24 protein-coding genes, 1 other RNA gene and 1 pseudogene are annotated in these 24,784 nt (G+C 54.2%); 6 read left to right on the forward strand and 20 right to left on the reverse strand.

The annotated features are described in order from the left end of the window. Nucleotides 1-10 precede the first annotated feature (10 nt). From QZ280_RS15705 to QZ280_RS15735, 7 genes are all read right to left on the reverse strand, one after another. On the reverse strand, nucleotides 11-235 hold the full coding sequence (locus QZ280_RS15705; protein ID WP_293446039.1) for a GNAT family N-acetyltransferase: 225 nt from the start codon (nucleotides 233-235) through the stop codon (nucleotides 11-13). A 111-nt stretch (nucleotides 236-346) separates the two neighbouring features. Then, on the reverse strand, nucleotides 347-493 hold the full coding sequence (locus QZ280_RS15710; RefSeq protein WP_293446040.1) for a hypothetical protein: 147 nt from the start codon (nucleotides 491-493) through the stop codon (nucleotides 347-349). 203 nt (nucleotides 494-696) lie between these two features. After that, nucleotides 697-1,680, reverse strand: coding sequence for an acryloyl-CoA reductase (gene acuI, locus QZ280_RS15715; protein ID WP_293446042.1), 984 nt, complete (start codon nucleotides 1,678-1,680; stop codon nucleotides 697-699). Between the two features lie 63 nt (nucleotides 1,681-1,743). Then, on the reverse strand, nucleotides 1,744-2,847 hold the full coding sequence (locus QZ280_RS15720) for a dimethylsulfoniopropionate demethylase (protein ID WP_293446045.1): 1,104 nt from the start codon (nucleotides 2,845-2,847) through the stop codon (nucleotides 1,744-1,746). A 15-nt stretch (nucleotides 2,848-2,862) separates the two neighbouring features. After that, nucleotides 2,863-3,378, reverse strand: coding sequence for a DinB family protein (locus QZ280_RS15725; protein WP_293446048.1), 516 nt, complete (start codon nucleotides 3,376-3,378; stop codon nucleotides 2,863-2,865). Beyond that, complete coding sequence (locus tag QZ280_RS15730) at nucleotides 3,375-4,082, reverse strand: DUF1326 domain-containing protein (RefSeq protein WP_293446050.1); 708 nt, start codon at nucleotides 4,080-4,082, stop codon at nucleotides 3,375-3,377. Before QZ280_RS15730 ends, QZ280_RS15725 begins: the two co-directional genes overlap by 4 nt. 6 nt (nucleotides 4,083-4,088) lie before the next feature. Further along, nucleotides 4,089-4,868, reverse strand: a complete 780-nt coding sequence (locus QZ280_RS15735) for a DUF2182 domain-containing protein (RefSeq protein ID WP_293446052.1) — start codon at nucleotides 4,866-4,868, stop codon at nucleotides 4,089-4,091. 65 nt (nucleotides 4,869-4,933) lie between these two features. On the opposite strand from QZ280_RS15735, the gene QZ280_RS15740 reads away from it, so the two are divergent. The 3 genes from QZ280_RS15740 (at nucleotide 4,934) to ssrA (ending at nucleotide 6,386) form a co-directional block, all read left to right on the forward strand. Beyond that, on the forward strand, nucleotides 4,934-5,662 hold the full coding sequence (locus tag QZ280_RS15740; protein ID WP_293446054.1) for a FadR/GntR family transcriptional regulator: 729 nt from the start codon (nucleotides 4,934-4,936) through the stop codon (nucleotides 5,660-5,662). Between the two features lie 42 nt (nucleotides 5,663-5,704). Next, entirely contained in the window at nucleotides 5,705-6,055 is a 351-nt protein-coding gene (locus QZ280_RS15745; protein ID WP_293446056.1) for a DUF4345 family protein, read from the forward strand. Then, nucleotides 6,037-6,386: a transfer-messenger RNA gene (gene ssrA / locus QZ280_RS15750) on the forward strand. The genes QZ280_RS15745 and ssrA overlap by 19 nt, the downstream gene beginning before the upstream one ends. 93 nt (nucleotides 6,387-6,479) lie before the next feature. On the opposite strand, the gene QZ280_RS15755 is transcribed toward ssrA, so the two are convergent. The 10 genes and pseudogenes from QZ280_RS15755 to QZ280_RS15800 all read right to left on the reverse strand — a co-directional run bounded on the left by QZ280_RS15755 (nucleotide 6,480) and on the right by QZ280_RS15800 (nucleotide 17,718). After that, entirely contained in the window at nucleotides 6,480-7,256 is a 777-nt protein-coding gene (locus tag QZ280_RS15755; protein WP_293446059.1) for an enoyl-CoA hydratase-related protein, read from the reverse strand. Nucleotides 7,257-7,289: 33 nt separating this feature from the next. Then, a complete protein-coding gene (locus QZ280_RS15760) occupies nucleotides 7,290-7,748 on the reverse strand; it encodes a cytochrome c-type biogenesis protein (RefSeq protein ID WP_293446062.1) in 459 nt (152 codons plus the stop codon). Then, the gene (locus QZ280_RS15765) at nucleotides 7,745-9,703 is read right to left on the reverse strand and encodes a heme lyase CcmF/NrfE family subunit (protein WP_293446165.1); all 1,959 of its coding nucleotides are present in this window, start codon (nucleotides 9,701-9,703) and stop codon (nucleotides 7,745-7,747) included. The genes QZ280_RS15760 and QZ280_RS15765 overlap by 4 nt, the downstream gene beginning before the upstream one ends. A 221-nt stretch (nucleotides 9,704-9,924) precedes the next feature. Continuing rightward, on the reverse strand, nucleotides 9,925-10,098 hold the full coding sequence (locus QZ280_RS15770; RefSeq protein WP_365734896.1) for a 3TM-type holin: 174 nt from the start codon (nucleotides 10,096-10,098) through the stop codon (nucleotides 9,925-9,927). A gap of 246 nt (nucleotides 10,099-10,344) precedes the next feature. Then, nucleotides 10,345-10,970: pseudogene (locus QZ280_RS15775) on the reverse strand (holin-associated N-acetylmuramidase). An 88-nt stretch (nucleotides 10,971-11,058) separates the two neighbouring features. Then, the gene (gene ccmE / locus QZ280_RS15780) at nucleotides 11,059-11,502 is read right to left on the reverse strand and encodes a cytochrome c maturation protein CcmE (protein WP_293446169.1); all 444 of its coding nucleotides are present in this window, start codon (nucleotides 11,500-11,502) and stop codon (nucleotides 11,059-11,061) included. A 25-nt stretch (nucleotides 11,503-11,527) separates the two neighbouring features. Beyond that, nucleotides 11,528-12,556 carry an N-acetyl-gamma-glutamyl-phosphate reductase gene (gene argC / locus QZ280_RS15785; RefSeq protein ID WP_293446065.1) on the reverse strand — a complete coding sequence of 343 codons (1,029 nt, stop codon included), beginning with the start codon at nucleotides 12,554-12,556 and terminating at the stop codon, nucleotides 11,528-11,530. Between the two features lie 33 nt (nucleotides 12,557-12,589). Continuing rightward, nucleotides 12,590-13,402, reverse strand: a complete 813-nt coding sequence (gene murI, locus QZ280_RS15790; RefSeq protein ID WP_293446068.1) for a glutamate racemase — start codon at nucleotides 13,400-13,402, stop codon at nucleotides 12,590-12,592. Nucleotides 13,403-13,429: 27 nt separating this feature from the next. Next, nucleotides 13,430-14,302 carry a lysophospholipid acyltransferase family protein gene (locus QZ280_RS15795; protein ID WP_293446070.1) on the reverse strand — a complete coding sequence of 291 codons (873 nt, stop codon included), beginning with the start codon at nucleotides 14,300-14,302 and terminating at the stop codon, nucleotides 13,430-13,432. 14 nt (nucleotides 14,303-14,316) lie between these two features. Then, complete coding sequence (locus QZ280_RS15800; protein ID WP_293446072.1) at nucleotides 14,317-17,718, reverse strand: indolepyruvate ferredoxin oxidoreductase family protein; 3,402 nt, start codon at nucleotides 17,716-17,718, stop codon at nucleotides 14,317-14,319. Between the two features lie 168 nt (nucleotides 17,719-17,886). Between QZ280_RS15800 and QZ280_RS15805 the strand changes: the two genes are divergently transcribed. The 3 genes from QZ280_RS15805 to QZ280_RS15815 all read left to right on the forward strand — a co-directional run bounded on the left by QZ280_RS15805 (nucleotide 17,887) and on the right by QZ280_RS15815 (nucleotide 20,917). Beyond that, the gene (locus tag QZ280_RS15805; RefSeq protein WP_293446075.1) at nucleotides 17,887-18,801 is read left to right on the forward strand and encodes a LysR family transcriptional regulator; all 915 of its coding nucleotides are present in this window, start codon (nucleotides 17,887-17,889) and stop codon (nucleotides 18,799-18,801) included. A gap of 72 nt (nucleotides 18,802-18,873) precedes the next feature. After that, nucleotides 18,874-20,166, forward strand: a complete 1,293-nt coding sequence (gene serS / locus QZ280_RS15810) for a serine--tRNA ligase (RefSeq protein ID WP_293446077.1) — start codon at nucleotides 18,874-18,876, stop codon at nucleotides 20,164-20,166. Nucleotides 20,167-20,215: 49 nt separating this feature from the next. Then, on the forward strand, nucleotides 20,216-20,917 hold the full coding sequence (locus QZ280_RS15815; protein ID WP_293446079.1) for a hypothetical protein: 702 nt from the start codon (nucleotides 20,216-20,218) through the stop codon (nucleotides 20,915-20,917). On the opposite strand, the gene der is transcribed toward QZ280_RS15815, so the two are convergent. From der to QZ280_RS15830, 3 genes are all read right to left on the reverse strand, one after another. Then, nucleotides 20,914-22,386 carry a ribosome biogenesis GTPase Der gene (gene der / locus QZ280_RS15820; protein WP_293446081.1) on the reverse strand — a complete coding sequence of 491 codons (1,473 nt, stop codon included), beginning with the start codon at nucleotides 22,384-22,386 and terminating at the stop codon, nucleotides 20,914-20,916. The two genes, QZ280_RS15815 and der, sit on opposite strands and share 4 nt — an antisense overlap. A gap of 94 nt (nucleotides 22,387-22,480) precedes the next feature. After that, entirely contained in the window at nucleotides 22,481-23,797 is a 1,317-nt protein-coding gene (locus tag QZ280_RS15825) for a PQQ-binding-like beta-propeller repeat protein (RefSeq protein ID WP_365734884.1), read from the reverse strand. 76 nt (nucleotides 23,798-23,873) lie between these two features. After that, the gene (locus tag QZ280_RS15830; protein ID WP_293446083.1) at nucleotides 23,874-24,548 is read right to left on the reverse strand and encodes a tetratricopeptide repeat protein; all 675 of its coding nucleotides are present in this window, start codon (nucleotides 24,546-24,548) and stop codon (nucleotides 23,874-23,876) included. Nucleotides 24,549-24,784: the final 236 nt, after the last annotated feature.

Below are 24,784 nucleotides of genomic sequence, written 5' to 3' on the forward strand. Positions count from 1 at the left end.
TGAGGCGACTTTAGGGTGCGACTTGTCCGCTCTGCAAGGGCAAGGGGCACATCATTTGAATAGCATCACCCATCTCACGCACCTCAAAACCAAGCGTACGATAGAAGGCCTGCGCATGCGCGTTTTGCGCCATCACACCAAGTGTCAAACCTGCGCATCGATGCAGCTTCGCATGCTTCGCTGCATGCACGATCAACGCCTGCCCAACACCCTGCCCGCGCATGTGGGGTGTCATAAACAAATGCTACAGGTCCATTAATCGCCGCGCGAATTGTAGCTGAATTTTCTTTTGGAGTGCCGCATAGCCAACGATCCGCCGGTCGTGTTCTGCAACAATCAGTCGAAGCTATGGCGACGGGCCAAAACATAGGAAGATTACGTCCTCTAAATCAATGCTCGCAACGTCGCCGTGATACAGCGACAAGACCTCAATTATTGCAACAATATCTGGCGCATCCGCGGCGCGCGCGTCTCTTATCCTTAAATCTGTCATGTGTTCTCTCGCGTTTAGCCTCGAGAGGTGCATCCACAAAAAAAACCGCCTCTCAGGGCGGTTTCAATTATAATCACATACTCAAACGAAGCCTTTGCTATGTAGCAAAGCGATAAAACGAATTCATATGTGCGTTTTGTGTCATGCAGGCAGTCTTAGAAGATCTGCAAGCACCACACAAGGGCGACGCTTGCAGGTACCCCTTAAGCGTTGACGTCAACCACAACACGGCCCTTGACTTGGCCTTTCAAAATATCGCGACCAAGCCCTGGCAAATCAGACAGTACAGCGGGGTGCACCATCGCCTCGAGCTTATCCATCGGTAGATCTTTCGCAATCCGCTCCCATGCACGCAAACGGTTCTCATAAGGTTGCATGACGCTATCAATACCGAGCAGATTCACACCTCGTAGCAAGAACGGGATAACCGTCGCTGGCAAGCCCGCACCGCCCGCAAGACCTACAGCGGCAACAGAGCCACCATATTTGATCTGGCCCAACAAACGCGCGAGCATTTCACCGCCAACAGCGTCAACGCAGCCACCCCAAACTTCGCCTTCAAGCGGACGCTTTACGGTCTCGTTCAACTCTTCGCGCGCAACGATCTGCGTTGCACCGAGCGACGTCAGGTAGTCCGCCGTCTCTGGGCGCCCCGTTACGGCCGCAACCTCATGACCAAGCTGAGCCAAAATCGCTGTGGCCACAGATCCAACACCGCCAGCCGCGCCTGTCACCAAAACAGGACCGTCTTTGATGCCATGATCCTCAAGCGCCATCACCGCAAGCATCGCTGTAAAGCCAGCCGTTCCAACAGCCATCGCTTGACGCGTATCCAAACCGGACGGCAATGGCACGAGCCAATCCGCTTTGACTCGCGCTTTTTGGGAATATCCGCCCCAATGCGCTTCACCAACGCGCCAGCCGGTCAAAACGACCTTATCGCCCGCCTTATAACGCGCATCATCTGACGCTTCGACGGTTCCTGCAAAATCAATCCCCGGAACATGCGGATAATTGCGCACCAAGCCGCCACCCGGCCCGATGCACAAGCCGTCTTTGTAGTTCACCGTGGAATACTCCACCGCCACGGTCACATCACCCGCAGGCAAATCATCGAGCCCGATCTGCTCCACGGCTGCATTGGTCTTGCCATCTTCGTTCTTTTTCACAACAAGTGCATTAAACATTTCTTAACCCTCCTTCTTTCAAGTTAAACTTCGGTGGTACAGGGGCTGGCCCCCGCTCCTCCATTAAATCCAAAACGTCTCCCAAACCGTCACCGGCTGAATTCCATTCGGCGTCAACACATCCAATTCAGACCCCGCATCCCAATGCGTCATACGCACCATGCCAATCGCAACATTGGTCGCAAAATCGGGGCTATAGGCCGCTGAACTCACCGTTCCAACTTGGCGATCCCCATCCATCAACGGCCAAAGACGATCACAAGGCGGCACCGCATCTCCATGAATTTCAATCGGGCGCAGTTGTTTCACTGGACCCTCTATAGCCACGCGCAACAACGCATCTCGCCCCACACAACCAATCGCAGTCGACGTGTTGCAGAACTTCCCAAGCCCACATTCATGCGGCGTGTTGTCGTCGTTCATGTCGTTGCCGTAAGACAACAAACCACCCTCGATCCGCTCTATCAGGTTGGGACAGCCAGCATAGACGTCCAAATCCTTGCCCGCTTCCATCAACGCGTTCCACAAAGGCATGCCAATGTCGCTGCCTTCAACATAAATCTCAAAACCGCCCTGTTTGGAATAGCCAGAGCGCGCCACAACGAGCGAACGACCTTGGAAATCAAACCAACCATAGCGGAAAAACTTCACGTCCCGCACGGCATCGCCAAAAACCCGCGCCATCAGCTCTTCGGCTTTGGGACCTTGTACAGCAAGCGGAGACACGTCTGGCTCATCGACCAACACGTCCAAACGATAGCCATTGGCTATCCCTTTGACCCACAACAGCAAATCACTGTCCGCAATCGAAATCCACCAACGATCCTCTGCCAGTTTCACGGCAACAGGGTCATTCAGCATCCCGCCAGTCTCATCCACGATGGGCACATAATAACACTGCCCTGCGTTCATCCCACGCAAATCGCGCGGTGTGAGCATTTGCATCAAGCGCGCGGCATCAGGACCGCGTAGTTCAACCTGGCGCTCAACAGAGACATCCCAAATCTGCACAGCAGACTTCAAGTGGTGATAGTCTTCCTCAACAGAGCGAAAAACAGTGGGCAAAAGCATGCGGTTATAAACCGTGTAAGCTTTGGCACCTGCGGCTTCAACGCCATCAGAAAACGGCGTGCGGCGCAGGCGACGCGAAGGAGAGATCAGAGCCATAAGGGGCTACTCCGATTAAAGAGAGGTTGGCATGAAAGGAATATCAGTCGTGTACATTGGCGCATCCGTCGCGCCGAGCATCGCATGCACTTGGCCGCGATGATGGGTCTGGTGATTGAACATCTGCACAATGCACATCGCGCGCGGTTTGCTGATGTCGGCCTGAATGGAGCCAGAAAACCACGTCAAATCGCCCGTCAGATCAAGATGGGTGACCGACTTCGCCCAAGCCACAAAGCGTGCATCAGTGCGAAACCGCTCAGTCGACCATTCAGCCAACGTTTGCGTGGTGTCCGTCGTATCTGTCTTAGTCAGATCCATCTGTGCAGGGCCAACACCGCCATCAAAGCGCGAAATCCAAAGCGAATCGCCCCAAAGCAAATGGTTCACAGTGCGAAAGATTGAGCCGAAAAACGCACCACGATCAGCGCGTAAATCGGCATCGGTCATGCTTTCCATCGACTTCAAAAGCTCAGCGTTCTGCCATCGATTGTAGCGCGCCATGAGCAAGCAATACTCGGGCGTGATCATTTCTTGTCACTGCCCCAATCAATCGGGCAAATCTCAGCGGACTTGCCACCGAAATCCCAGATACGACCGAAGTCTCGCACTTTAGACTTGATGCCCTTAGCTGCGATAATATCGGGACCCATCCAGTATTTGGAGTTGGAAATCATCACCGGATGATCAGGGTTTGCACCTGTGATCATCTCGATCTCGCCTTGGATCTTGCGCCCAATATAAAGCCCGCGCTTCTTACCGTCGCGCACGATCTCGACCTTCTCACGCTCTGCGTTGACGATGTCAGAGACCAACATTGTGAACAGACCCGTCGTGCCCCCCGCCGCGCCAGAGAAGATTTGCAAAATGCCGTTGTAGGCTTTGCCAGAAGCGCGCTCATCAACATAAGCGGCGACTTTCCAGCCACCTTCCGCCATACGACCAGGGATTTCGACCATCAAGCCGACGTTGAGACCGCTTAGGTCTTCACCTTCATAGTGGCCCTCATCAATGGCAATCGCCATCCACGCGTTGCAGTGCCCTTCTGTGGGAGGGTGCGCGCCAAGTGAAACGACGCAGGGGCAGAACAATTCACACGAGCAGTTTAAAAACAGCTCGCCCTTGATGGCCCAATCCGTCGGCGCGGTAGTGCGCCGCTTAGGGTTGCTCATACGGCTGTCGATGCGCTGACTAACCGGCAAGCGGTCCGCGTCGGGTTTCTTTTTGATAGCCATGTGGTGTTATCCTCCCATGATTGGGGCCCAAAGCAGAACCCCTACTCCGGCAGCGATCAGCATCGCTCCCATCGGTTTTGTGACATAATGCCCGATCTGGGGCAATTTTTCGATTACCATAAAAAACGTGGCCAAGCCCATCCACAGAAGGCTCATCACGCCCCCCACAAATCCAAGCGCCATAAAACCCCAACAACAGCCAACACAAAACGCGCCAAGCCCGAGACCCATTTTCAGACCACCTACAAAGCCTGTCTGCCAATGACCTAAAAAATAGTTCATCGGGCTGTGACATACACCGTGGCATATCTCTTTCGCGCGGGTGAATTGGAACAGCCCGACAATAATCAGCAAAGCAGCCGCGAAAAGCGTTGAATTAGGAATGCCCAGCATATCAATTACACCGCCGAAAAGCAGTGCGAGTTGCACACCTGTGATCAGCGCTGCGAAAGCGACCCACGCAATCATATAGCCTAACAAAATGCCCAACCAGCCCACTCGCGTGCCATCTGCGGAGGTCATCAACATCTCATAAGCACGCAAGGTTGGTACCATCGTTGGCAACATCATCGCGGCCATCATGATCGCCCACATCGCAAACAACGGGCCAAACTCGGCCATGGGCATTTTCATATCCATACGAGGATCCATCGCCGCCATCACGCGCCCCATTTCACCGGGACGTCCAATCAGGTCGAGGTCCATGCTCATCGCCATCATAAACATCATCCACCACGAGAGCAGGATGATTGTAAAGACGCCAAGCCAAAGGGTAGATCGGATCATAAGCAGTGGAATCACACATGGGTTTCTGTTGCTTTTTTAATGTCAGACATTTAAACGTCTGACAAATGAAAATTGATCCCTCCTCCAAAGCGGACTTGTCTGCGCAGATCGCCAAAGCCATTCGCGACGCCATTGTAAGCGGCGCGCTGATCGTGGACGAGCGATTGCCATCTGAAGCGGAACTGTCCGAGCAATTCGAAGTCAGCCGCGCGACGGTGCGTGAAGCATTGAAGCGCCTTGCCGCGCAAAGCCTGATCCGCACGCAGCGCGGTGCTTTTGGGGGCGCCTTTGTCAATCGGTTGAGTTTTGAAGAAGCTTACGGCCAGCAGATCACCACATCGACGCTTTTGCTGTCAATGAATGCCGTGAGTTTTGAAACAGCCTGCGAAGCACGGTTTGCGCTCGAAAGTGCTTGCGCGCCTTTGGCCGCGACGCGGCGCACCGCGGATCATCTAGCAACTATGCGCGCAGAGATTTTTCGTCAAACACAGCCCGGTCTCTCGGATGAAGGATGGTGCGCGAGTGACGTTGCCTTTCACCGCGCGCTGGTCGATGCGGCGGGCAATCCTGTGTTGTCTTACCAGCTCGCAGGGGCGGTTGAGGCGATGCAACCTTTGATGAACATGATCACCTTTACGGCGCGTTCGCGCGGAAAAATCGTGTCACTCCACACAAAAATCGTAGATTTTTGCGATGCAGGAGATGGTGCAGGAATTGAGGAAATTCTGGAAGCGCTTGCGCTTTACACGCGGCAATTGGGTCAGGAAATGGCACAAAAGAAAACGACGTCCTAATCGGGGCGTAAATTTTTCCAGAACAACTTTGGGAGCTCTGAAATGATCGATACGCTTAATGTCATCGTAGCACTGATGACCATCGCCTTCGGAGCGTTTGGATTTCTGGCGCCGCGCTACACGGCGTCTGCCCTTGATCTCAAGGTCAGTGAAAGCACCATGGGTCTTAGCGAGATGCGTGCCTCTGTTGGCGGCTTGTTTGTGGCGATGGGACTATTTTGTATTTGGAGCAGCTTACCCATTGCCTTTGCAATGCTCGGCATTGCCTATGCCGGTGCCGCACTTGGGCGCTTTGTCTCGCTTATCGCAGACAAGCCGCCCTTAAAGAAAGCCAGCCTGTTTTTCGCATTGGAAGCGGGTCCCGCGGCCTATCTCCTCTTGGCAAATCTGTAAGCCCTTCCTATATATAAGATGTTCGCAAGAACTATGGACATAAACGCGCTCGCAATAAGCGGTTCGGACCCGGGGGCGGTACCCGGCGACTCCACCAATCACCCGTTCATTTGACGGCGGAGGGGGTCGAAATAGGATCGACGAACGTCTAAAGGGGTTAGCTTTGTTTCGGCTGGGTGCCACCGTATCGGCCCAAAATGTACAATTGCAAATGACAATCGTGCTCCAGTAGCGATGGCTGCGTAAGCAGTTTCAGCTTCTGAAACTTAACTCCTTAGGTTTAGCGACTTAAGGCGGGGTTCGCAGGTACCTGGCAACAGAAACCTGCACTTTACAGCCTCGTATTTGAAGAAAGAGAGGGCTTTGCCCTCATCTCAGCAAGCTGGACCTCACTCGGATATTTATAGAAATCAGAAGCGCAAAGTTAGCGCCCTTCAAATTCCGCCGTACGTTTGTCTAGGAAGGCAAGCACGCCTTCTTTGAAATCTCGGGTTTTTCCGCATTTGCCTTGGAGTTTCGCCTCGAGCGTCAGTTGATCTTCAAGAGAATTTTCAAACGACGCGCGGATGGCGGTTTTGGCTTCTGCATAGGCTGCTGTCGGACCGTTTGCCAGATACTGAGCGCGGGCTTTCCATGTCTCTGCGAAGTCAGCGTCTCGAACCGCTTCCCAGATCATCCCCCAACGTTCTGCTTGAGTTGCGCTGATCTTATCTGCAAAAAGCGCAGCCCCCATCGCTTTCGCCATACCGATCTGGCGCGGCATAAAGTAAGTGCCGCCCGCATCTGGAATCAGGCCGATTTTGGTGAAGGCTTGCATGAAAAACGCGCGCTCCGATGCAATCACCACATCGGCCCCAAGCGCAAGATTTGCGCCCGCGCCCGCCGCCGCGCCATTTACCGCGCTTATGGTCGGCACAGGGCAATCTGTGATCGCTGCGAGCATAGGTTGGTATTCATCACGCAGCGTGCGTTCGAGATCAATATTGGCCGCATTCGCGCGATCACCGAGGTCCTGGCCCGAGCAGAACGCCCGCCCTGCCCCTGTGAGCACAACAACGCGCGCCTCACGCCCGCCAGAGCGCACAGCATCAGTGATCTCTGCACGCATTTGCGCATCAAGGGCGTTCATAACTTCAGGACGATTCAATGTTATCGTCGCGACCCCATCCGCCACGACATATGTGATGGTCTTATAATCCATTGATCGTCCCCGTTCCTTGTCTTTCGGCGCCGCTCACTCGTCGTTGAGCAACTCTGCCAATCTTGATTTTTCAACATCGCTCAGCGCGTCGATGCTTTGCTCGGACGCCTTTTCGCGTCCGCGCAAATACGCAAACCCCACGCCGCCCGCGAGACACAACATGAGCGGACCCGCCGCCCAAAGCAACCAGTTGGAACCTGTGACGGTGGGTCGAAGCAGCACATATTCACCGTATCGATCTACAATAAAGGTAATCGCTTGCTCATCTGTGTCGCCCTGCAACAATCGCTCACGCAGCAAAATCCGCAAATCGCGCGCAAGCGAGGCGTCACTTTCGTCAATTGACTCGTTCTGACAGACCAAACAACGCAGCCCTTTGGAGAGACCACGCGCGCGTTGTTCCAGCACAGGATCGTCCAACACTTCGTCAGGCTGCACTGCTCCCAAAGGCAAAGCCAGCAACATGCAAATGGCAACAATGAGATATCTCATTCCGCTGCAACCGTGCGTGTGCGGCGTTTGCTTGCACCTGCACCAACACGGAAACGGCGATCAGACAAGCTTAAGAAACCACCAAGTGCCATCAGCAGAACACCCGCCCAAATCCAGTTCGCCAAAGGTTTGATATACGTACGCAGCGTCCAACCACCACCCTCTTGCGGGTCACCGATCACCACATAGACGTCGCGCAAGAAACGATAGTCAATTGCAGCCTCCGTCGTTGGCATTTGTGCGACCGGGTAGTTGCGTTTCTCTGGATTTAACACAGCGATCTCTGTGCCATCTTTGCGCAGGATCACGCGGCCCATGGTCGAAATATAATTCGGCCCTTGAACACGATCCACACCTTTGAGTTCCAACTCAAAGCCACCAACAATGAATGGCGTGTCAACTTCAGCAATACGGATGTCTTCCACCTGCCACGCCATCAATCCAGCGATACCAAACATGGTCACGCCAAGTCCGCCATGCGCGACAGCCTTGCCCCAGTCCGCTCGAGGCAAACGTAGCAAGCGATCCCATTTGCGCTGTGCGCGCATCCAGATATCAAGCGACGCGCCAAAGACGATCCATGCGCCAAGAAACAGACCAATCGGTCCCATTAGCGAGCGGCCCGTTTGCATAACCCAGACCAGTAAGGCCAAAGCAACCGCAAGCGCGAAGACAAATCGCATTTGATAGGCCGCGCGGCCTATCTGACCGCGTTTCCATGCCAGCGTTGAGCCAACGGGTAGGATGACTCCCAATAAAATCATGAAAGGTGTGAAAGCCATGTTGAAAAACGGCGGTCCGACGGAGAGTTTTCTGTCCCAAAACATCTCTGCAAACATCGGCCAAAGAGTGCCAACGAAGACGACGAAGCAGGCTACAGCGAGCAAGACGTTATTCGCAACCAGCGCACTTTCACGGCTGACGACACCGAAAACGCCTTTGGCTTCCATCGCGGAAGCGCGCATCGCGAAAAGGATCAATGCGCCACCTGTGAAGAAGCCAAGGATCATCAAGATGAACACGCCACGCTCTGGATCATTGGCGAAGGCATGCACCGATGTCAAAAGGCCGGAGCGCACAATGAATGTGCCAATCAATGAAAAGCCGAAGGCGAGAATTGCCAGCAAGATCGTCCAACTTTTCAGACTTTCGCGTTTTTCCACTACGATGGCCGAATGCAACAAGGCGGCTGCCAATAGCCAAGGCATGAAGGACGCGTTTTCAACCGGATCCCAGAACCAGAAACCACCCCAGCCAAGCTCATAATAGGCCCACCAAGATCCTAGTCCGATGCCGATTGACAGGAAGATCCATGCCGCCAAGGTCCAAGGCCGAACCCAACGGGCCCATGCTGCATCAACACGGCCCTCCAACAAAGCTGCAACCGCGAAAGAGAATGCCATCGAGAGACCCACATAACCGAGATATAAGAAAGGTGGATGGAAGGCCAAGCCGGGATCTTGCAAGAGCGGATTGAGATCTTGGCCATCAAACGGTGGTACTGCAAGGCGCAAGAACGGGTTGGATGTAAAAATGATGAAGGCGAAGAACGCAACGGCGACCGCAGATTGAACCGCCAATACGCGCGCACGCAAAGTTGGTGGCAAGTTCCCGCCAAACCAAGCAGCGCATGCCCCGAAGAGCGTCAAGATCAACACCCAAAGCAGCATGGAACCTTCGTGATTGCCCCAGACTCCACTAATTTTATAAAGCATCGGTTTCGCTGAGTGCGAGTTTAGCCATACCAATCGAAGCGAGAAGTCCGAGGTCACAAACGCATAAGTGAGTGCTGCGAAGGCAAAGCCTGTAAACAGAAACTGCATCTTGGCGGCAGGTTCGGCCACAGCCATCCAGCCATACCATTGTTTATGCGCGCCGATTAGCGGCACAACTGCCTGCACAATGGCAATAAGAAATGCGAGGATAAGGGCGAAATGTCCGAGCTCTGTAATCATGCGAGAAAGTATAGTGCGCAGGATGCTGCGCGCCAATGGAAATCGCAGCCTTTCTCGGTTCACATTGTCGCGGGATCAACGCTGTAGAAGTGCCCAGTCTTGCAGTGCTGCATTGTTCGGAAACGTTTTTTGAGATTTTGGAGATTGAACAACTGGGGCCATCTTCGCAGGCTGAACGGCGCGCGTCCGTTTTATCCCCTCCTACGCGTCCAAGTTATTCATCACAGTCGGTGCAAGCGCGAGCGCTGCTGCGACTTGTTTTTGAAACTGCTGGTTTTCACATGATGGCGTGCGCCAAAATAGAGCGACACGATTGCACCGAGCAGCCACCACGAGGATTCCGGCACCAATGCGACACCTTGCATACGGGTAGCAAACCAAATCGGATCCACCATCACGGAGACGAACAAACCAAGGTGCCAAGCGCCATCGCCGGCCTTGGTATGCGGTTCAACGCATCCATGAGCCGATCAAACAGGCCCCTCTGCACGACTACAAACTCGATCGCAAACTGCGCAAAAGTATCGCTTCGCATCACCGCTTCACGTGCAGCACCTTTTTCAGCGTTTTCAATAAAAACCTCCGCGGTGTCGCGGATCAGATTGCCACCGGTGCCGAACACCATTCCAAAAATTTGATAATCAAGCCCATTTTGCGATCCTTTGCTGAAATTGTGTTTGAGAGAGCCGATATTTTGCAGCCATGAACTCCTCAGCGCAGGTGATCCAGCCGCCTTTGCGCCCTGCCAAGTACGCGCGTATTTGCGGCTGGTGGGGCGCTTGTCGGCTAGACGGAAATCGTAATTGCGACGCTCAATCGCATAGGCATCATTCATGTGATCCGGGACCGCATCGAACGCGCGCGCGGCGGCCGCAATGGTCAAAGGGCCGATGACCCCATTAACCGCGCAGTCAAACCCAAAATTGCGGATTAAACGTTGTAAAATCTTAACCGCATTGCTGCCCGCGTTCACATACATGTCAAACACGCTTTCCTGCAAAGACTTCGGCAGGTGCGCGATGCGCGGCCCTACAAAATCATGCGTGATGAAAACCTCAACCGCTTGAGCACGGGTCAAACAACGCACATCTGCGGACGTAATGGCGCCATCCTTGTTGAGATCCAAGCCAAGCCTGCGCATCGTGTGGATCGTCACGCCATGATTGGTTGCACCACCGGGATCTTGCGGATCATTCACAAAGTCGCAGCCGCGGCGCACAATCTCATGTGCCAATGCGCGCACGTCTTCATTTCGGGTAATGGGCATGATCCGTCCTCTTAGCAAGTAAACTGACAGGGAATCTAGCGAACGGTGGTTAATGAAGCGCTACGTCAGCGACCACACAAGGATGCCCTTAGCTTTCAGGCTCTTGATAGACGCCTTGGGCTTTCAAGGCATCGACGACCTCTGCGGGCATATAGGTTTCGTCATGTTTCGCAAGTATTTCAGTGGCTTCAAAGACGCCGTTTATGTAACTTCCTGTACCGACCATGCCTTGATTTTCCTCAAACAGGTCGGGCAGCACACCCGTAAACGTCACTGGAATGCTCGCCCCACCATCCGTCACCGAAAAGCGAATGACCTCGCCTACACCGCGCTCGATAGAGTCTTCTTCGACCAAACCGCCAATGCGAAACACTTCACTGGGCGCTGGCGGTTCCGCGATAATCTGGCTTGGTGCGCGAAAGAAATTGATCCCGTCGCGCATCGCATAGCCGATCAAAGCGGAGGATAGTGCCAGTGCAACCACGGCCACAGCCACGACCTGAATACGGCGCTTTTTCTTTAGTCCAGACATTGCCATTTTGGCCCCTCCCGACCCGCTATGGGAAACATGGCGCGAGCATAAGACCCGCAGTTTCAGGCAGATCTAACATCAGATTAGCATTCTGCAAGGCCTGCCCGCTGCTCCCTTTTGTCAAATTATCAAGCGCAGCAATCACGATGGCACGACCTTCGATCCGATCAGCCGCAACACCTATATGACAGAAATTCGACCCGCGTACATGATGCGTGCTGGGTGTTTCACCCATGGGCAGTACTTCGATAAACAGTTCGTCCTTGTATTGCGCAACTAACGTGTTGTGAATGATTTGCGCATCTCCCGACACATAGCCCGTCGCCAAAATACCGCGGTTTGCTGGGATCAGATGCGGAGTGAACTGAATGCGTACATCCCGGCCTGCAAGTGCAGAGAACTCCTGATCGAACTCGCCCAAATGACGATGCGTGCTGCCAACCGCATAGGCGGCGTAGCCTTCGGATAATTCAGCGTGCAGCAAGTTTTCTTTCAAGCTCCGCCCTGCCCCAGAGACCGCGCATTTGAGATCTAGGATGATATCCTCAAGCCCAATCACACCCGCCGCAATCAACGGCCGCAACAAAAATTGTCCAGCCGCCGCATTGCAGCCAGTCCCCGCCACAAGCCGAGCATTTGCAATTTCATCACGATAGAATTCGGTGAGTCCATAGACGGCCTCGCCCTGAATCTCAGTGGCGCTATGAGGATTACCGTACCATTTTTCATAAGCCTCAGGATCGCGCAGACGGAAGTCTGCGCTTAGATCAACGATCTTTAGATCACGCGGCAATTTAGCAATCACCTCTTGGCTGGTCTTATGCGGCAAAGCGCAAAACGCCAAATCAATGCCTGAGAAATCGATCTCCACAATCTTCACCAGATCGGGCAAATCAAGATGGCGCAAATGTGGGAAAACCTGCGCAAGCGGTTGGCCTGCTTTACGCTCCGCCGAGAGCGCCTTGATGCGCATGCTGGGATGTGTGGCAATGAGCCGGATCAACTCTGCGCCTGTATAACCGGATGCCCCTAGAATGGCGATATTCTGTGTCATGTCTTTGATCTTTCGTTGGAAATGTCTTTTGGATTATGCTTGTTCAAAAGAGATTTCTCGTCGCATAAATTGGGTCGCATGGTCACTGACACGCGCAGGATCACCGCTGGTGAAATAGCGATGCGTCTTGCCAGAGCCTTTGAATTCAGGGCGGCGCGCGAGATAATCCGCAAGACTTTCCGCCACAAGGCCCGCTTGCGAATAGACTTTCACATCTTCACCCAAAGCTGCCTGAAAATGGGTCTCCATCAACGGATAATGCGTGCAGCCCAAGATAGCCGCCTGTGGTTTGGGCATCTTGCGTTTGAGTGCATCCACATGGCTGCGCACCAATGCTTCGGCCAAGATCATATCACCGTCTTCAATCGCATCAACCACGCCACCGCAGGCCTGCGCTTCCACGTCAACACCAATCGCGCGAAAGGCAAGTTCGCGCTGAAACGCGCGGCTCGCGATTGTTGCTGGAGTGGCAAAAATCGCCACCTCCTTCACTGCAACTTCGCGTGGCGGGGAGTTGTCGCCCCATTCGCGTTCGGTCAGCGCCTCTATAAGCGGCACGAATACGCCAAGCACGCGTTTGCCCTTTGGCACACCCGCCTCCTGCATCCGCCGCAAAGCCGCCGCTGAGGCCGTGTTGCACGCCAAAATAACCAGATCGCAGCCATTGGCCCAAAGGTACTCCACCGCCTTTTTTGTCAGCTGATAAATATCCTCAGAATCGCGCACACCATATGGTGCGTGCGCGCTGTCAGCGTAGTAAACGAATGGCAGGTCAGGCAGACGCGCGCGCGCAGCATCAAGCACTGTTAAACCGCCAAGTCCGCTATCGAATACACCAACTGCCATTTCATTCTCCTGACACGCCGCTTTGCTTTAATGCGCCGTTTTCTCCCGTAGATCAAAGTCAAAACCATATGTCGATGCATCTATCGGTGTTGGGGACAGCTCATATGTGCTGGCGCGCAAAAAATCCATCATCTTGCTGGGATTACCTTTGTGCTTGGCTAGATCATCCGGTGAAATAGGTGCCCCTATGACGACGTTAACTGTGCTTCCGACACCCCTGCGAAATTCGTTAATCAACAAAGACAGCCGCAAATTAATATGCAGTTGGCTTGCGATTTGAAACATGCGGCTCGTGCGGCCCTCAAAGAAAATAGGGACCACCACCGCGTCAGATCGGGTAATAGTGCGCGCAGTAAAGCGCCCCCATTCAGGATCAAGCGGCACCCCCCTCGGATGCGCCGCTGTCGAGACTGTTCCGCCAGGGAACACAGCAAGTACGCCACCTGCTGTAAGATGCTCTAACACGCGTTTGCGGGTATCTAGGTTGGCGTTAACAGCGTCTTTGCTGTTCCCAAACGAAACCGGCAAAACCGCGCTGTCAACCTCAGGTGCGTTCTGAAACACATCATTAGCAAGAATCCGAAAATCATCGCGCACACGCGACAAGATCAGCCCCAGCATCAGCCCATCCAAAATGCCAAACGGATGATTAGCGACCACAACGACGGGACCCTGCTTTGGAATATGACTCAAATCGCCTGAAGAGATGTTCAAGTTCAGGTCATAGCGATCCGCCATCACCTGCCAAAAACTACGCGTCGTTGTGATCTCTCGTGCATAGTCTTGCGCACGTTTGATCAATCTCGCGCGCCCTGTCAGCGTCTCGATTATACGCACGAAACCCCGCCCAAAAGCGCTTTGCGCGCAATGGGAATAGCTTATCGCTTTGGCGCTGCGCATCGTCAGTACCGCGCCTATTCGGCAGCTGCGCTTAGATCTAAACCACCCTGCTGGATCACACTCAGCAACTCTTCGCGACGCTTCGCGGCTTTACGTTCATTGGCTTCCTTCACTATGCCAAACCCGCGAATGGACAAAGGCAGTTCCGCCAAGGCGAGTACAGCATCCATCGTCTGCGGATCGACTTTGGGTAGCACAGCTTTCATGTCGGTCTCGAATTGGGAGATCAAAGCACGCTCCATCCGGCGCTCAGAGGTGTGCCCAAACGGATCAAAGGGTGTTCCCCGCAAGCGTTTCATCTTGGCGAGAATTTTGAAGCCACGCAACATGCCAGCGCCAAATTTTTTCTTCATTGGCCGCCCATCCGCGCCTGTCTTGCTCAACATCGGAGGAGCCAAGTGATAGGTCAGTTTCAAATCGCCTTCAAACGTCTCCGCCGCCTTCTCTGCAGTGTTCAGATGCAGTCGCGCAACCTCATATTCATCCTTGTAGCTCAGTAGTTTATGATAGCCCTTTGAGACCGCCTCTTTCAGTGTCGGATCCTCAATCGCATCAACCAACTCGCGATACCGGTTGCCCAAACGTTTGTTTTGATAGGCCTCCAAATGTTGCGCACGGAAGGCGACTTTATCTTCCAAGGACTGTGGCAATTGCACGATGTCTGCGTCGAGCAATATCGCCACCTCATCCCCGTACAGCACCGCCCAACGGCCCACATCAAAGGCGTAGAGGTTCTTTTCAACCGCCGCCCCATTCAAGCGGATCGCTTCTTGCAAGGCCTCAAGCGACAAAGGGATCAAGCCACGCTGCCACGCCGCGCCAAAAACCAACATGTTTGAAAAAATCGCATCGCCGAGCACTTTGCGCGCCAGCGCTGACGCGTCAAACAGATCCACGCGGTCCCGCATACGCGCTTGCAACGCGAGCTTGAGCTGTTCTGTCGGTAATTTGAATTCCGTGTTGCGGGTAAAATCACCCGTAATGATCTCATGCGCATTCACCACAGCACCTGTTTGACCGTCTTTTGTCAGACCAAGCGTGGACGCCCCAGCACTCACCACCAAATCGCCACCGATCAATGCATGCGCTTCACCAGTTGCCACACGAATGGCGGAAATATCCTCGGGTTTCTCAGCGAGACGACAATGGATATGTACAGCGCCGCCCTTTTGAGCGAGCCCTGCCATTTCCATCATGCCAGCGCCTTTGCCATCAAGCTGCGCCGCTTGCGCCAAAAGCGCACCGATGGTGACAACCCCCGTACCACCGACGCCTGTGATAACAACATTATGCGTCCCCTTGATCGTGGGTAATTCGGGTAACGGAAGATCCGGCAAAGCCAGTTCCGCCGTTGCCGCTTTGCGCGGTGTCCCTCCCTCGACGGTCACAAAAGACGGGCAAAACCCTTTGACGCAAGAAAAGTCTTTGTTGCAGCTTGATTGATCAATCGCGCGTTTGCGGCCCAATTCTGTGTCATGGGGCACGATGGACACGCAATTGGATTGCACGCCGCAATCGCCACAGCCTTCGCAAACGTCGGGGTTAATGAATACACGCTTGTCTGGATCCGGGAACAAGCCGCGCTTGCGTCGACGGCGTTTTTCCGCAGCACAGGTCTGGATATACAGAATGACAGAGACACCAGACTTTTGCGCGAAATCTTCTTGGACAGATTGCAAATTCGCCCGTTCATGCATCGCCAAACCATTCGGAAAGGCCGCCACATCGACATCTTCTTTATCGTCATAAACAATTACGAGGTTTCTCACACCCATCGCCGCCACTTCGCGTGCGATCCGGGGCGCATCAAGACCACCATCATTGCCCTGCCCGCCTGTCATGGCCACCGCATCATTGTAGAGGATCTTGTAGGTCATGGTCGTGCCAGCCGCGACGGCCGCACGGATCGCTTGGATGCCGGAGTGATTGTAGGTTCCATCGCCGATATTCTGGAACACATGTTCACGGGTCGAGAACGGAGCCTCGCCAATCCAGTTAGCCCCCTCGCCGCCCATATGGGTAAAACCAAGCGTGTCGCGATCCATCCATTGCACCATGAAGTGACAGCCGATGCCCGCATAGGCACGGCTTCCCTCCGGCACTTTGGTCGATGAATTATGCGGACAGCCCGAGCAAAAATAAGGCAAGCGCGCTGCAAGTTCCGGCGCATTATCCGCGCGACGCGCTTCATCCAAGGCGGCCATCCCAAGCTTCAGACCTGCACTGCCGCAACCCTCGTCTTGCAAAATAGTACCCAGATGCTCCGCAATCATCATCGGCTCAAGCGCGCCGCGCACAGGGAACATTTCCCGTCCTTCACGGCGTTCGCCATAAACGCGACGACCACGGCGATCGTCAAACAGCGCTTCCTTGATCTGCACTTCGATCAGTTTGCGCTTTTCCTCGACAACAACGATCAGATCAAGCCGGTCCGCCCAAGCGTTGAAGCCTTTCATATCCATCGGCCAAACTTGCCCGACCTTATAGGTGCTCAACCCAATGCGTTCCGCTTCCATTTCGTCAATGTTGAGCAGAGACAGCGCATGAACGAGATCCAACCAGTTCTTGCCAGCCGCCACAAAGCCAATTTTGGCACCCTTTATACCCCAAACCTTTTTATCCAGTTTGTTGGCATGACTGAACGCTTCTGCGGCATGGCGTTTATGATCAAGCAAACGTGCTTCTTGTTGATAACGATCATCCACCAAGCGAATATTTAGACCGCCTTCTGGCATGTCATAATCGGGCGTCACAAATTCTAAACGATGCGGATCACCATTCACGACGGAGGTGACCTCAACGGTATCTTTCATCGTCTTTAAGCCAACCCAGACACCCGCAAACCGCGACAACGCATAGGCGTACAGCCCGTAATCCATCATTTCCTGCACACCCGCAGGACTGACGATGGGCATGTAAGAATCGATCAAGGCAAACTCGGATTGATGAAGCACTGTACTGCTTTCACCCGTGTGATCATCCCCCATCGCCATGACGACCCCGCCAAATTGCGAAGTGCCCGCCATATTAGCGTGGCGCATCACATCGCCTGTACGATCAACACCGGGGCCTTTGCCGTACCAAAGGCCAAACACGCCATCATAGCGCCCCTCACCGCGCAATTCAGCCTGCTGCGCGCCCCACAGCGCGGTAGCGGCGAGATCTTCGTTCAGACCCTCTTCGAATTTAATATCGGCATCTGCCAAAGGCTTGGCGGCACGGGTCATTTGGAAATCAACAGCCCCTAAAGGCGATCCGCGATAGCCCGTGACATAGCCCGCCGTATTCCGCCCTGCCACCTTATCGCGCGCCTTTTGCATCAACATCAAACGCACCAGCGCTTGGGTGCCGTTCATCAGAACTTGAGATTTCCCCAGATCAAATTTATCATTCAAGGATGACTTTTGCAGGCTCATGTGGGTCCCTCCCAAGGCGCACAGTGATCACTTACTAAAATGATGGTAGGTCACAAAAGCTGACCTGTATAGAGGAAATTCAAGTTTAAGGCTAAGTTGATAAGCAAGGCCAGCTCAGATAAAGCAAAGGAGCGCAGGCCCGCGCGGGATACACAGAAAGTTGCCAAAATGGATTGGGACAAACTTCGAATCTTTCATGCAGTAGCAGATGCCGGCAGTTTAACCCACGCAGGCGACACGTTGCATTTATCCCAATCTGCGGTGTCCCGTCAGGTGCGCGGGCTTGAAGAAAGCCTCAATACAACGCTGTTTCACCGCCATGCACGCGGCCTGATCCTGACCGAACAGGGCGAGTTACTATTTGACGCCACAACTGCGATGATCAAACGCTTGGACGCCGCAGAGGCACGGATCAAAGATAGCAAAGAAGAGGTTTTTGGCGAGCTGCGTGTAACAACAACGACCGGTTTTGGATCCTTGTGGTTGGCCCCGCGTTTGCCACATCTTTATGACAAATATCCGGATCTCAAGATTGATCTAATGCTTGAGGAAAAAGTGCTCGACCTGCCCATGCGCGAGGCCGATGTTGCCATTCGCATGAAGGAACCCAGCCAAGCTGACCTGATCCGCAAACGCCTGATGACGGTCCACATGCAGCTTTATGCGTCGCCTGACTACGTGGCGCAAAACGGCATGCCTGAGAGTATTGAAGACATCGGCAACCGTCGTCTGATTTGCCAAAACCCGCGCACGGTGCAGGTGGGTGCAGGCCTGCAGCTTGTGCAACATTTGCTTGCCTATGATGTGCCTTCGATGCTGACGGTGAACAACTACTTTGGCGTATTGCAGTCCGTACTGCACGGCCTTGGGATTGGTGTTCTGCCGGACTATGTTACCCAAGATTTCCCTGAACTGGTGCGAATCCTGCCTGATCTCAGCTCTAACGAGGTCCCTGTGTTCCTCGCCTATCCAGAAGAATTACGCCAATCCAAACGCATTCAAGTGTTCCGCGATTTCGTGCAGGATGAAATCATCACTTACCGTCGCAGCCAGCGTGAGAAGGCACAGTCGAGACACAGTTAAAGACTAGCTTCACCCCACCGCACGGCTCGGTTAAACCGCGCACAGAAATCGACTCGCTCAAGGGCTACTGACATGCATGATATCCGCGCAATTCGCGACAACGCTGAAACTTTTGATACTGCCCTCGGCCGCCGTGGTGACGCGCCCTTGTCAGAGCAAGTACTAGCCATAGACTCCGCCCGCCGCAGCAAAATTCTGGCCGCTGAAGAAGCGCAAGCAGAGCAGAACAAAGCCTCCAAGCTGGTCGGAGCTGCGAAAGCCTCTGGCGATGAGGCGGAATTCGAACGCCTGCGCGTTTTGGTAGCCGAAAAAAAAGCTGCTGTTGCGCAGTTGAACGAGGAAGCCAAGGCCGAAGATGCGCGCCTCACCGATATGCTTGCGCGTATTCCCAACCTTCCTGCTGCCGATGTGCCTGATGGCGCGGACGAAGACGACAATAAGGAAGTTAAACTTTGGGGCGTGCCAAGAACGTTTAGTTTCGATGCAAAAGAACATTTTGAGATCGTAGGCGTTGCAGCCTTTATGGATTTCGACACCGCCGCTAAGATTTCCGGCGCGCGTTTTGTCATGCTCAAGGGCGCGGTTGCACGTATCCACCGCGCGCTCGTCCAGTTCATGATAGACACGCACGTGAACGAAAATGGCCTGACTGAAATCAACAGCCCAGTACTCGTGCGCGATGAGGCGATGTATGGCACCGACAAGCTGCCGAAATTCGGCGAAGATAGCTATCAAACCACCAACGGCTGGTGGCTGGTGCCGACATCCGAAGTGCCGCTGACATACTCCGTAGCGGGCGACGTGCTTGATCACAGCGCTTTGCCAATTCGCATGACCGCGCACACGCTGTGTTTCCGCTCTGAAGCGGGCAGCGCGGGACGTGATACATCTGGCATGCTGCGTCAACACCAGTTCGAAAAGGTTGAAATGGTCTCCGTCACTCATCCAGATGAAAGCGATGCCGAACAAAAACGCATGCTCGCTTGCGCAGAAGGTCTTCTGGAAAAGCTGGGCGTTCCCTACCGCACAGTTCTTTTGTGCACGGGCGATATGGGTTTCGGTGCGCGCCGCACATTTGATATCGAAGCATGGCTGCCGGGTCAGAATGCGTACCGCGAGATCAGCTCCGTCTCCACAACGGGAGATTTTCAGGCTCGCCGTATGAACGCGCGGTTTAAGCCTCAAGATGGTGGCAAGCCCCAGTTCGTGCACACACTGAATGGCTCTGGCCTCGCGGTTGGACGCTGTTTGATTGCTGTTCTGGAAAATGGTCAGCAAGCCGATGGCTCAATTGAGCTACCAGAGGTGCTTGCGCCTTACTTGGGCGGCAAATCAACCCTCACAGCAGACGGTGTCCTAGCGTAACATCTGCGCTCGTGTTGACTTGAGTTAAGGGGCGTCTAAGAAACTTCTTATGAAAAAACTCACTGCCCCCGCCATTCTCGTGTTGAGCATCGCATTCGCGATCTCACCCGCATTCACAGCTCCATTCTCAGGCTTCACGCCTGATCAACTGCCGAACCCACAGATTGATCCCCCGATCCAACCCGAAGGTTATACCTTTGCGATTTGGGGTTTGATCTATACTTGGCTGATCATGTCTGCCATGTTTGGCTTGTGGAAACGCACGGACGCAGGTGACTGGCACGCGGCCCGCCTGCCCCTAGCCATCAGTCTTGCCCTGGGTGTCCCATGGCTTGCCATCGCGAATGCAAGCGCGATCTGGGCGACTATCACCATCATCATTATGGCACTTGGCGCTATCACCGCGTTCATCCGCGCGCCTTACGTGGATCGCTGGTGGTTCCAAGCGCCGGTCGGGATCTATGCAGGCTGGCTTACCGCGGCGAGCTGGGTGTCTATCGGAACAACAGCAGCCGGATATGGACTTATAACGGGATCATTCGGCTGGGCGTTTGCAGGCATCTTGGGCGCATTGTTTAGCGCTTTGGCCGTCTACAAAATGCGCAAAGCACCTGAATACCTACTCACCGTAATATGGGCATTGGTCGGAATTGTCGCCACAAACGGATTGGTCACACTTCCCGTCAGCACCTTCGCAGCCTGTGGAATTGCAGTGCTAGCATTCACACTGGTCAGAAGTCAGCGCATTTAGCGCTGACGTTGTACATTTGATTTCATGTGCTTACGTAGTTTTGACGGACCTGCTTTCTTGCGCCCTTTGAACGGGTTTGAGTCGTTCTGGGAGCGCATGTAAAGACGGATCGGCGTGCCTGGCATATCAAAGTCAGTGCGGAGACCATTGACCAGATAGCGCGAATAGCTCTCGCTCATCTTTTCGGGCAAAGAACACATCACCACAAAGCCCGGAGGACGGGTTTTTGCTTGCGTCATATAGCGCAACTTAATCCGCTTTCCTGCTGGCGCGGGGGGCGGATGCGCTTCGACCATACCCGCAAGCCAGCGGTTCAAGGCTGCCGTGGGTACACGTGTGTTCCACGTCTGGTAGGCGCTCAAAATTACATCGTGCAAGCGATCCAAACCGCGACCCGTTTTAGCTGAAACTGTCACCAAAGGTGCACCGCGCAATTGCGGCAGAAGACGCTCAAAACTTTCGCGCAGATCGCGCAGCTTGTTTTGCTTGTCGTCCTCGACATCCCATTTATTCACAGCAACAATCACTGCGCGGCCCTCGCGTTCCGCAAGATCCGCAATACGCAGATCTTGTTGCTCAAACGGGATGGCAGCGTCGAGTAGAACAACCACAACCTCAGCAAATTTAACTGCGCGCAAACCATCTGAAACAGACAATTTTTCAAGTTTGTCCTGCACTTTAGCTTTTTTGCGCATGCCAGCGGTGTCGAAAATACGAATATGCGTGCCGTTCCATTCACTGCGCAGCGAAATTGCGTCGCGCGTGATACCTGCTTCCGGCCCCGTCAGCAGACGATCTTCACCCATGATCATATTGATCAGCGTCGATTTACCCGCGTTCGGGCGCCCGACAACCGCGATTTGCATCGGCTTCTTTGCTGTTGGCATTTCGAACGGGCGGTTTTCATCCCACTCGTCATCTTCATCAAGCGCAACATCGGTTTCTGGCGCTTGGTCCAATGCGCGTTCCGCAAAACCATCCGCGAGCGGCATCAGTTGGGTGTAGAGATCGTTAAGACCTTCGCCGTGTTCCGCAGATAGGCGGATCGGCTCTCCCAGACCCAAGGAATACGCTTCAATCACACCCGCATCCGCAGCAGAGCCCTCACCCTTGTTTGCCGCCAAAATTACATGTGCGGAGCGCTTGCGCAGAATTTCGGCGAACACTTGATCCGCAGGCGTCACCCCCACGCGCGCATCAATCATAAAGAGGCAGATGTCAGCCATATCAACCGCGCGCTCGGTCAAACGGCGCATGCGCCCTTGCAGGCTTTCGTCGGTCGCCTCTTCAAGGCCAGCAGTGTCAATCACCGTAAAGCGCAAGTCCGCAAGGCGTGCATCGCCTTCACGCAGATCGCGCGTGACCCCCGGCTGGTCATCGACCAAAGCCAGACGTTTGCCAACAAGGCGATTGAATAAAGTGGATTTGCCCACATTCGGGCGGCCCACGATGGCGAGTGTAAAGCTCATTTAAAAGCTCCAAATGGGGTTTAAGTGGCCGCTCTAACGCAAAGCGCGCGCGGGCGAAAGGCCCAACGCCGACGCTATTTCCCTGCCCTGCCCTTTAACGAAGCGCGTGCAGCACACCTTTGCGCGAAACAACATAGAGCGTGTTACCTGCAACAATTGGATTAGTCGTCACACCACCGGGCACCTCAACCGCGCCAAGCGACGCGCCAGATACCGGGTCAAAGCTGCGGACTACACCGTCGTTAGAGCCAACGATCACACGACCACCCGCAATGATTGGCCCGTAATGCGCAACGACTTCAACGCTGCGGCGGCGGATCTCACGGGTAAAGAACGGCAAACGCGCACCCCAGATCCGCTCGCCCGTGCTACTATCCAAACGCACCAATTCGTTGCGATCCGTAACCGCGAACACAGATCCACCCGCTGGCCACACAGGACCAAGCGCGCCATCGTTTGCGGACCACAGACGCGCTCCGCTATCTGCGTTTAGCGCAACCATGCGTCCGGAATAGCTACCCGCGTAGATCGTGTTGCCAGAAATAACCGGATCGCCAGTTATGTCGCTGACAGTCGTGGCCGCAATGCCGCGGCGCTGACCAGCAACAGTCGCATCCCAGCGACGCACACCACCTTTGCGGAAGGCCGCTTGCAACTCACCCGAGGCAAACGCAAAGACCACAAGATCATCGCCCACCGCAGGCGCAGGCCCACCAGAAACACGCGAAATGCCCGGTGATCCGTCAAGCTGCCAAACAACACGACCGCTGTCGGAATTCACCGCCCACGCCACGTTATCGCCTCCGACAACGTAGACTAAACCACGCGAAATTGACGGCGTGCCCGTTGTTGCAGCATCAAGGTCTTGCGTCCAAATCTCAGCACCGCTGGCAGGATCAAGCGCGCGCAGGTTGCCAAAGCCGGATGTGACAATCAATTTGCCATCGCCGTATGCCAAACCACCGCCGCCCGCGTCGCTTTCACGATCCGGTGTGATGTTCACAGACCATAGTTTTTGTCCGCTGAGCGATACCGCCGAGACTGTGCTCTTGGAATCCATTACAAAGATGCGGCCATCCGCCACCACGGGGTCAGCAGTGATGCGATAGCGTCGGCTATCACCCTGACCGATGGGGGTGGACCACTGAATACCCGTTAGGTTTTGCGCTAAAGCAGGATGCGAAGTCCGCGTTGACGGCGTTCCTATTCGCTGCTGCCAATTGGCATTGCTCACTTGCTTAGCCAGCGAAATCTTTTGCGCAACGTTCTCACTTTTAACCCGCTCTTCAGAGGTTTCTCCGAAAGGCGCGCGCAAATCTTCGCGTTTGCCCGGTAAAATGATGTCATTTTCCGTACAACTTGCCAATACCGCGAGAGCCACGCCCGCCATGATAAACTTAAATGTCGTCACTGCTCAAAGCCCCCTTTGATAGTGCATCCCGTCTGTGCAGGCTTGATAATTCCTGGCGCTATACGCGCCAGTATGCTTAATTTTGACCCGATAATAATTCTGGTTCTGCACCTAATGCAACAATGAGCTGCGTTGCCCGTTGACGCAAGCCTGCTGTCACCTCTGCGTCTACAACGATGCCTTGTAGTTTTTCGAGTGCAGCAGCCGTGTCGCCCGTCTCGATATCGAGCAGCGCCAACTGTTCGGTTGCAAGCAAACGAAGCGACGTACCCGGTGCGCTGAGCGCGTCAAGGCGCAGTCGACGGTCATCCACGCTGAGCGATCCGTCGCTTTTTGTGGCAGATTTAAAAGACGCGATTTGGCGGTAAATTTCGGGCAGGCTACCATCCACAGCGATTGCTTCCAATGCGGTTTGCGCGCCGGCAGGATCATCACCGGCGGCTTGCTCTGCCGCTTGCATCAAGCTGACAACAGCTTTTACGCCTTGAGTGATGTCTTGCGATTGCAGCGCTTCGAGCGCCTTCACGCGCTCTTGAAGTTCATCTGCTTCCAGGGCCGCCAAGATTGCGTTGCCCGCGCTTTGCGCTTTCGCGCGCGCTTGGGATTTGCTGTATTCGTTCCAAGCAGCACCCCCAACCAAAGCCAAAATCGCTAGAACCGCGATCCAGCCATAGCGGCGCATGTAGCCAAAGAGTCGATCACGGCGCACTTCCTCGCTGACTTCTTCAATAAAACTGTCGGTATCGCTCATGCCAGTGGCCCCATTTTTTGCCTCTCTTACCGCGATGTCACAGCCCTGCCAAGGGGCCGTCACATCCTTGCCATGTGTTGCGAGCACTTTGGCGCAATTAGAAATGTTGCACCGGCACCGCAGGCTGCCTAAACTGAACTGATGAGTTTAGTACTTTGACTATAAGTCATTGCACTTTCAAAGAACAAGACTATGTCACCGACAAGTGACGGCATTGACGATAAAGACATTTTGTG

It is taken from the genome of Planktotalea sp. (assembly GCF_018607995.1).
In the GTDB taxonomy this organism is placed as follows: Bacteria; Pseudomonadota; Alphaproteobacteria; order Rhodobacterales; family Rhodobacteraceae; genus Planktotalea.

Coding starts and splice junctions, on each gene's coding strand:
- QZ280_RS15705 (WP_293446039.1), bottom strand. CDS start 235: ATGACACCCCACATGCGCGGGCAGGGTGTTGGGCAGGCGTTGATCGTG.
- QZ280_RS15710 (WP_293446040.1), bottom strand. CDS start 493: ATGACAGATTTAAGGATAAGAGACGCGCGCGCCGCGGATGCGCCAGAT.
- acuI (WP_293446042.1), bottom strand. CDS start 1,680: ATGTTTAATGCACTTGTTGTGAAAAAGAACGAAGATGGCAAGACCAAT.
- QZ280_RS15720 (WP_293446045.1), bottom strand. CDS start 2,847: ATGGCTCTGATCTCTCCTTCGCGTCGCCTGCGCCGCACGCCGTTTTCT.
- QZ280_RS15725 (WP_293446048.1), bottom strand. CDS start 3,378: ATGATCACGCCCGAGTATTGCTTGCTCATGGCGCGCTACAATCGATGG.
- QZ280_RS15730 (WP_293446050.1), bottom strand. CDS start 4,082: ATGGCTATCAAAAAGAAACCCGACGCGGACCGCTTGCCGGTTAGTCAG.
- QZ280_RS15735 (WP_293446052.1), bottom strand. CDS start 4,868: ATGATCCGATCTACCCTTTGGCTTGGCGTCTTTACAATCATCCTGCTC.
- QZ280_RS15740 (WP_293446054.1), top strand. CDS start 4,934: ATGAAAATTGATCCCTCCTCCAAAGCGGACTTGTCTGCGCAGATCGCC.
- QZ280_RS15745 (WP_293446056.1), top strand. CDS start 5,705: ATGATCGATACGCTTAATGTCATCGTAGCACTGATGACCATCGCCTTC.
- QZ280_RS15755 (WP_293446059.1), bottom strand. CDS start 7,256: ATGGATTATAAGACCATCACATATGTCGTGGCGGATGGGGTCGCGACG.
- QZ280_RS15760 (WP_293446062.1), bottom strand. CDS start 7,748: ATGAGATATCTCATTGTTGCCATTTGCATGTTGCTGGCTTTGCCTTTG.
- QZ280_RS15765 (WP_293446165.1), bottom strand. CDS start 9,703: ATGATTACAGAGCTCGGACATTTCGCCCTTATCCTCGCATTTCTTATT.
- QZ280_RS15770 (WP_365734896.1), bottom strand. CDS start 10,098: ATGGTGGATCCGATTTGGTTTGCTACCCGTATGCAAGGTGTCGCATTG.
- ccmE (WP_293446169.1), bottom strand. CDS start 11,502: ATGTCTGGACTAAAGAAAAAGCGCCGTATTCAGGTCGTGGCTGTGGCC.
- argC (WP_293446065.1), bottom strand. CDS start 12,556: ATGACACAGAATATCGCCATTCTAGGGGCATCCGGTTATACAGGCGCA.
- murI (WP_293446068.1), bottom strand. CDS start 13,402: ATGGCAGTTGGTGTATTCGATAGCGGACTTGGCGGTTTAACAGTGCTT.
- QZ280_RS15795 (WP_293446070.1), bottom strand. CDS start 14,302: ATGCGCAGCGCCAAAGCGATAAGCTATTCCCATTGCGCGCAAAGCGCT.
- QZ280_RS15800 (WP_293446072.1), bottom strand. CDS start 17,718: ATGAGCCTGCAAAAGTCATCCTTGAATGATAAATTTGATCTGGGGAAA.
- QZ280_RS15805 (WP_293446075.1), top strand. CDS start 17,887: ATGGATTGGGACAAACTTCGAATCTTTCATGCAGTAGCAGATGCCGGC.
- serS (WP_293446077.1), top strand. CDS start 18,874: ATGCATGATATCCGCGCAATTCGCGACAACGCTGAAACTTTTGATACT.
- QZ280_RS15815 (WP_293446079.1), top strand. CDS start 20,216: ATGAAAAAACTCACTGCCCCCGCCATTCTCGTGTTGAGCATCGCATTC.
- der (WP_293446081.1), bottom strand. CDS start 22,386: ATGAGCTTTACACTCGCCATCGTGGGCCGCCCGAATGTGGGCAAATCC.
- QZ280_RS15830 (WP_293446083.1), bottom strand. CDS start 24,548: ATGAGCGATACCGACAGTTTTATTGAAGAAGTCAGCGAGGAAGTGCGC.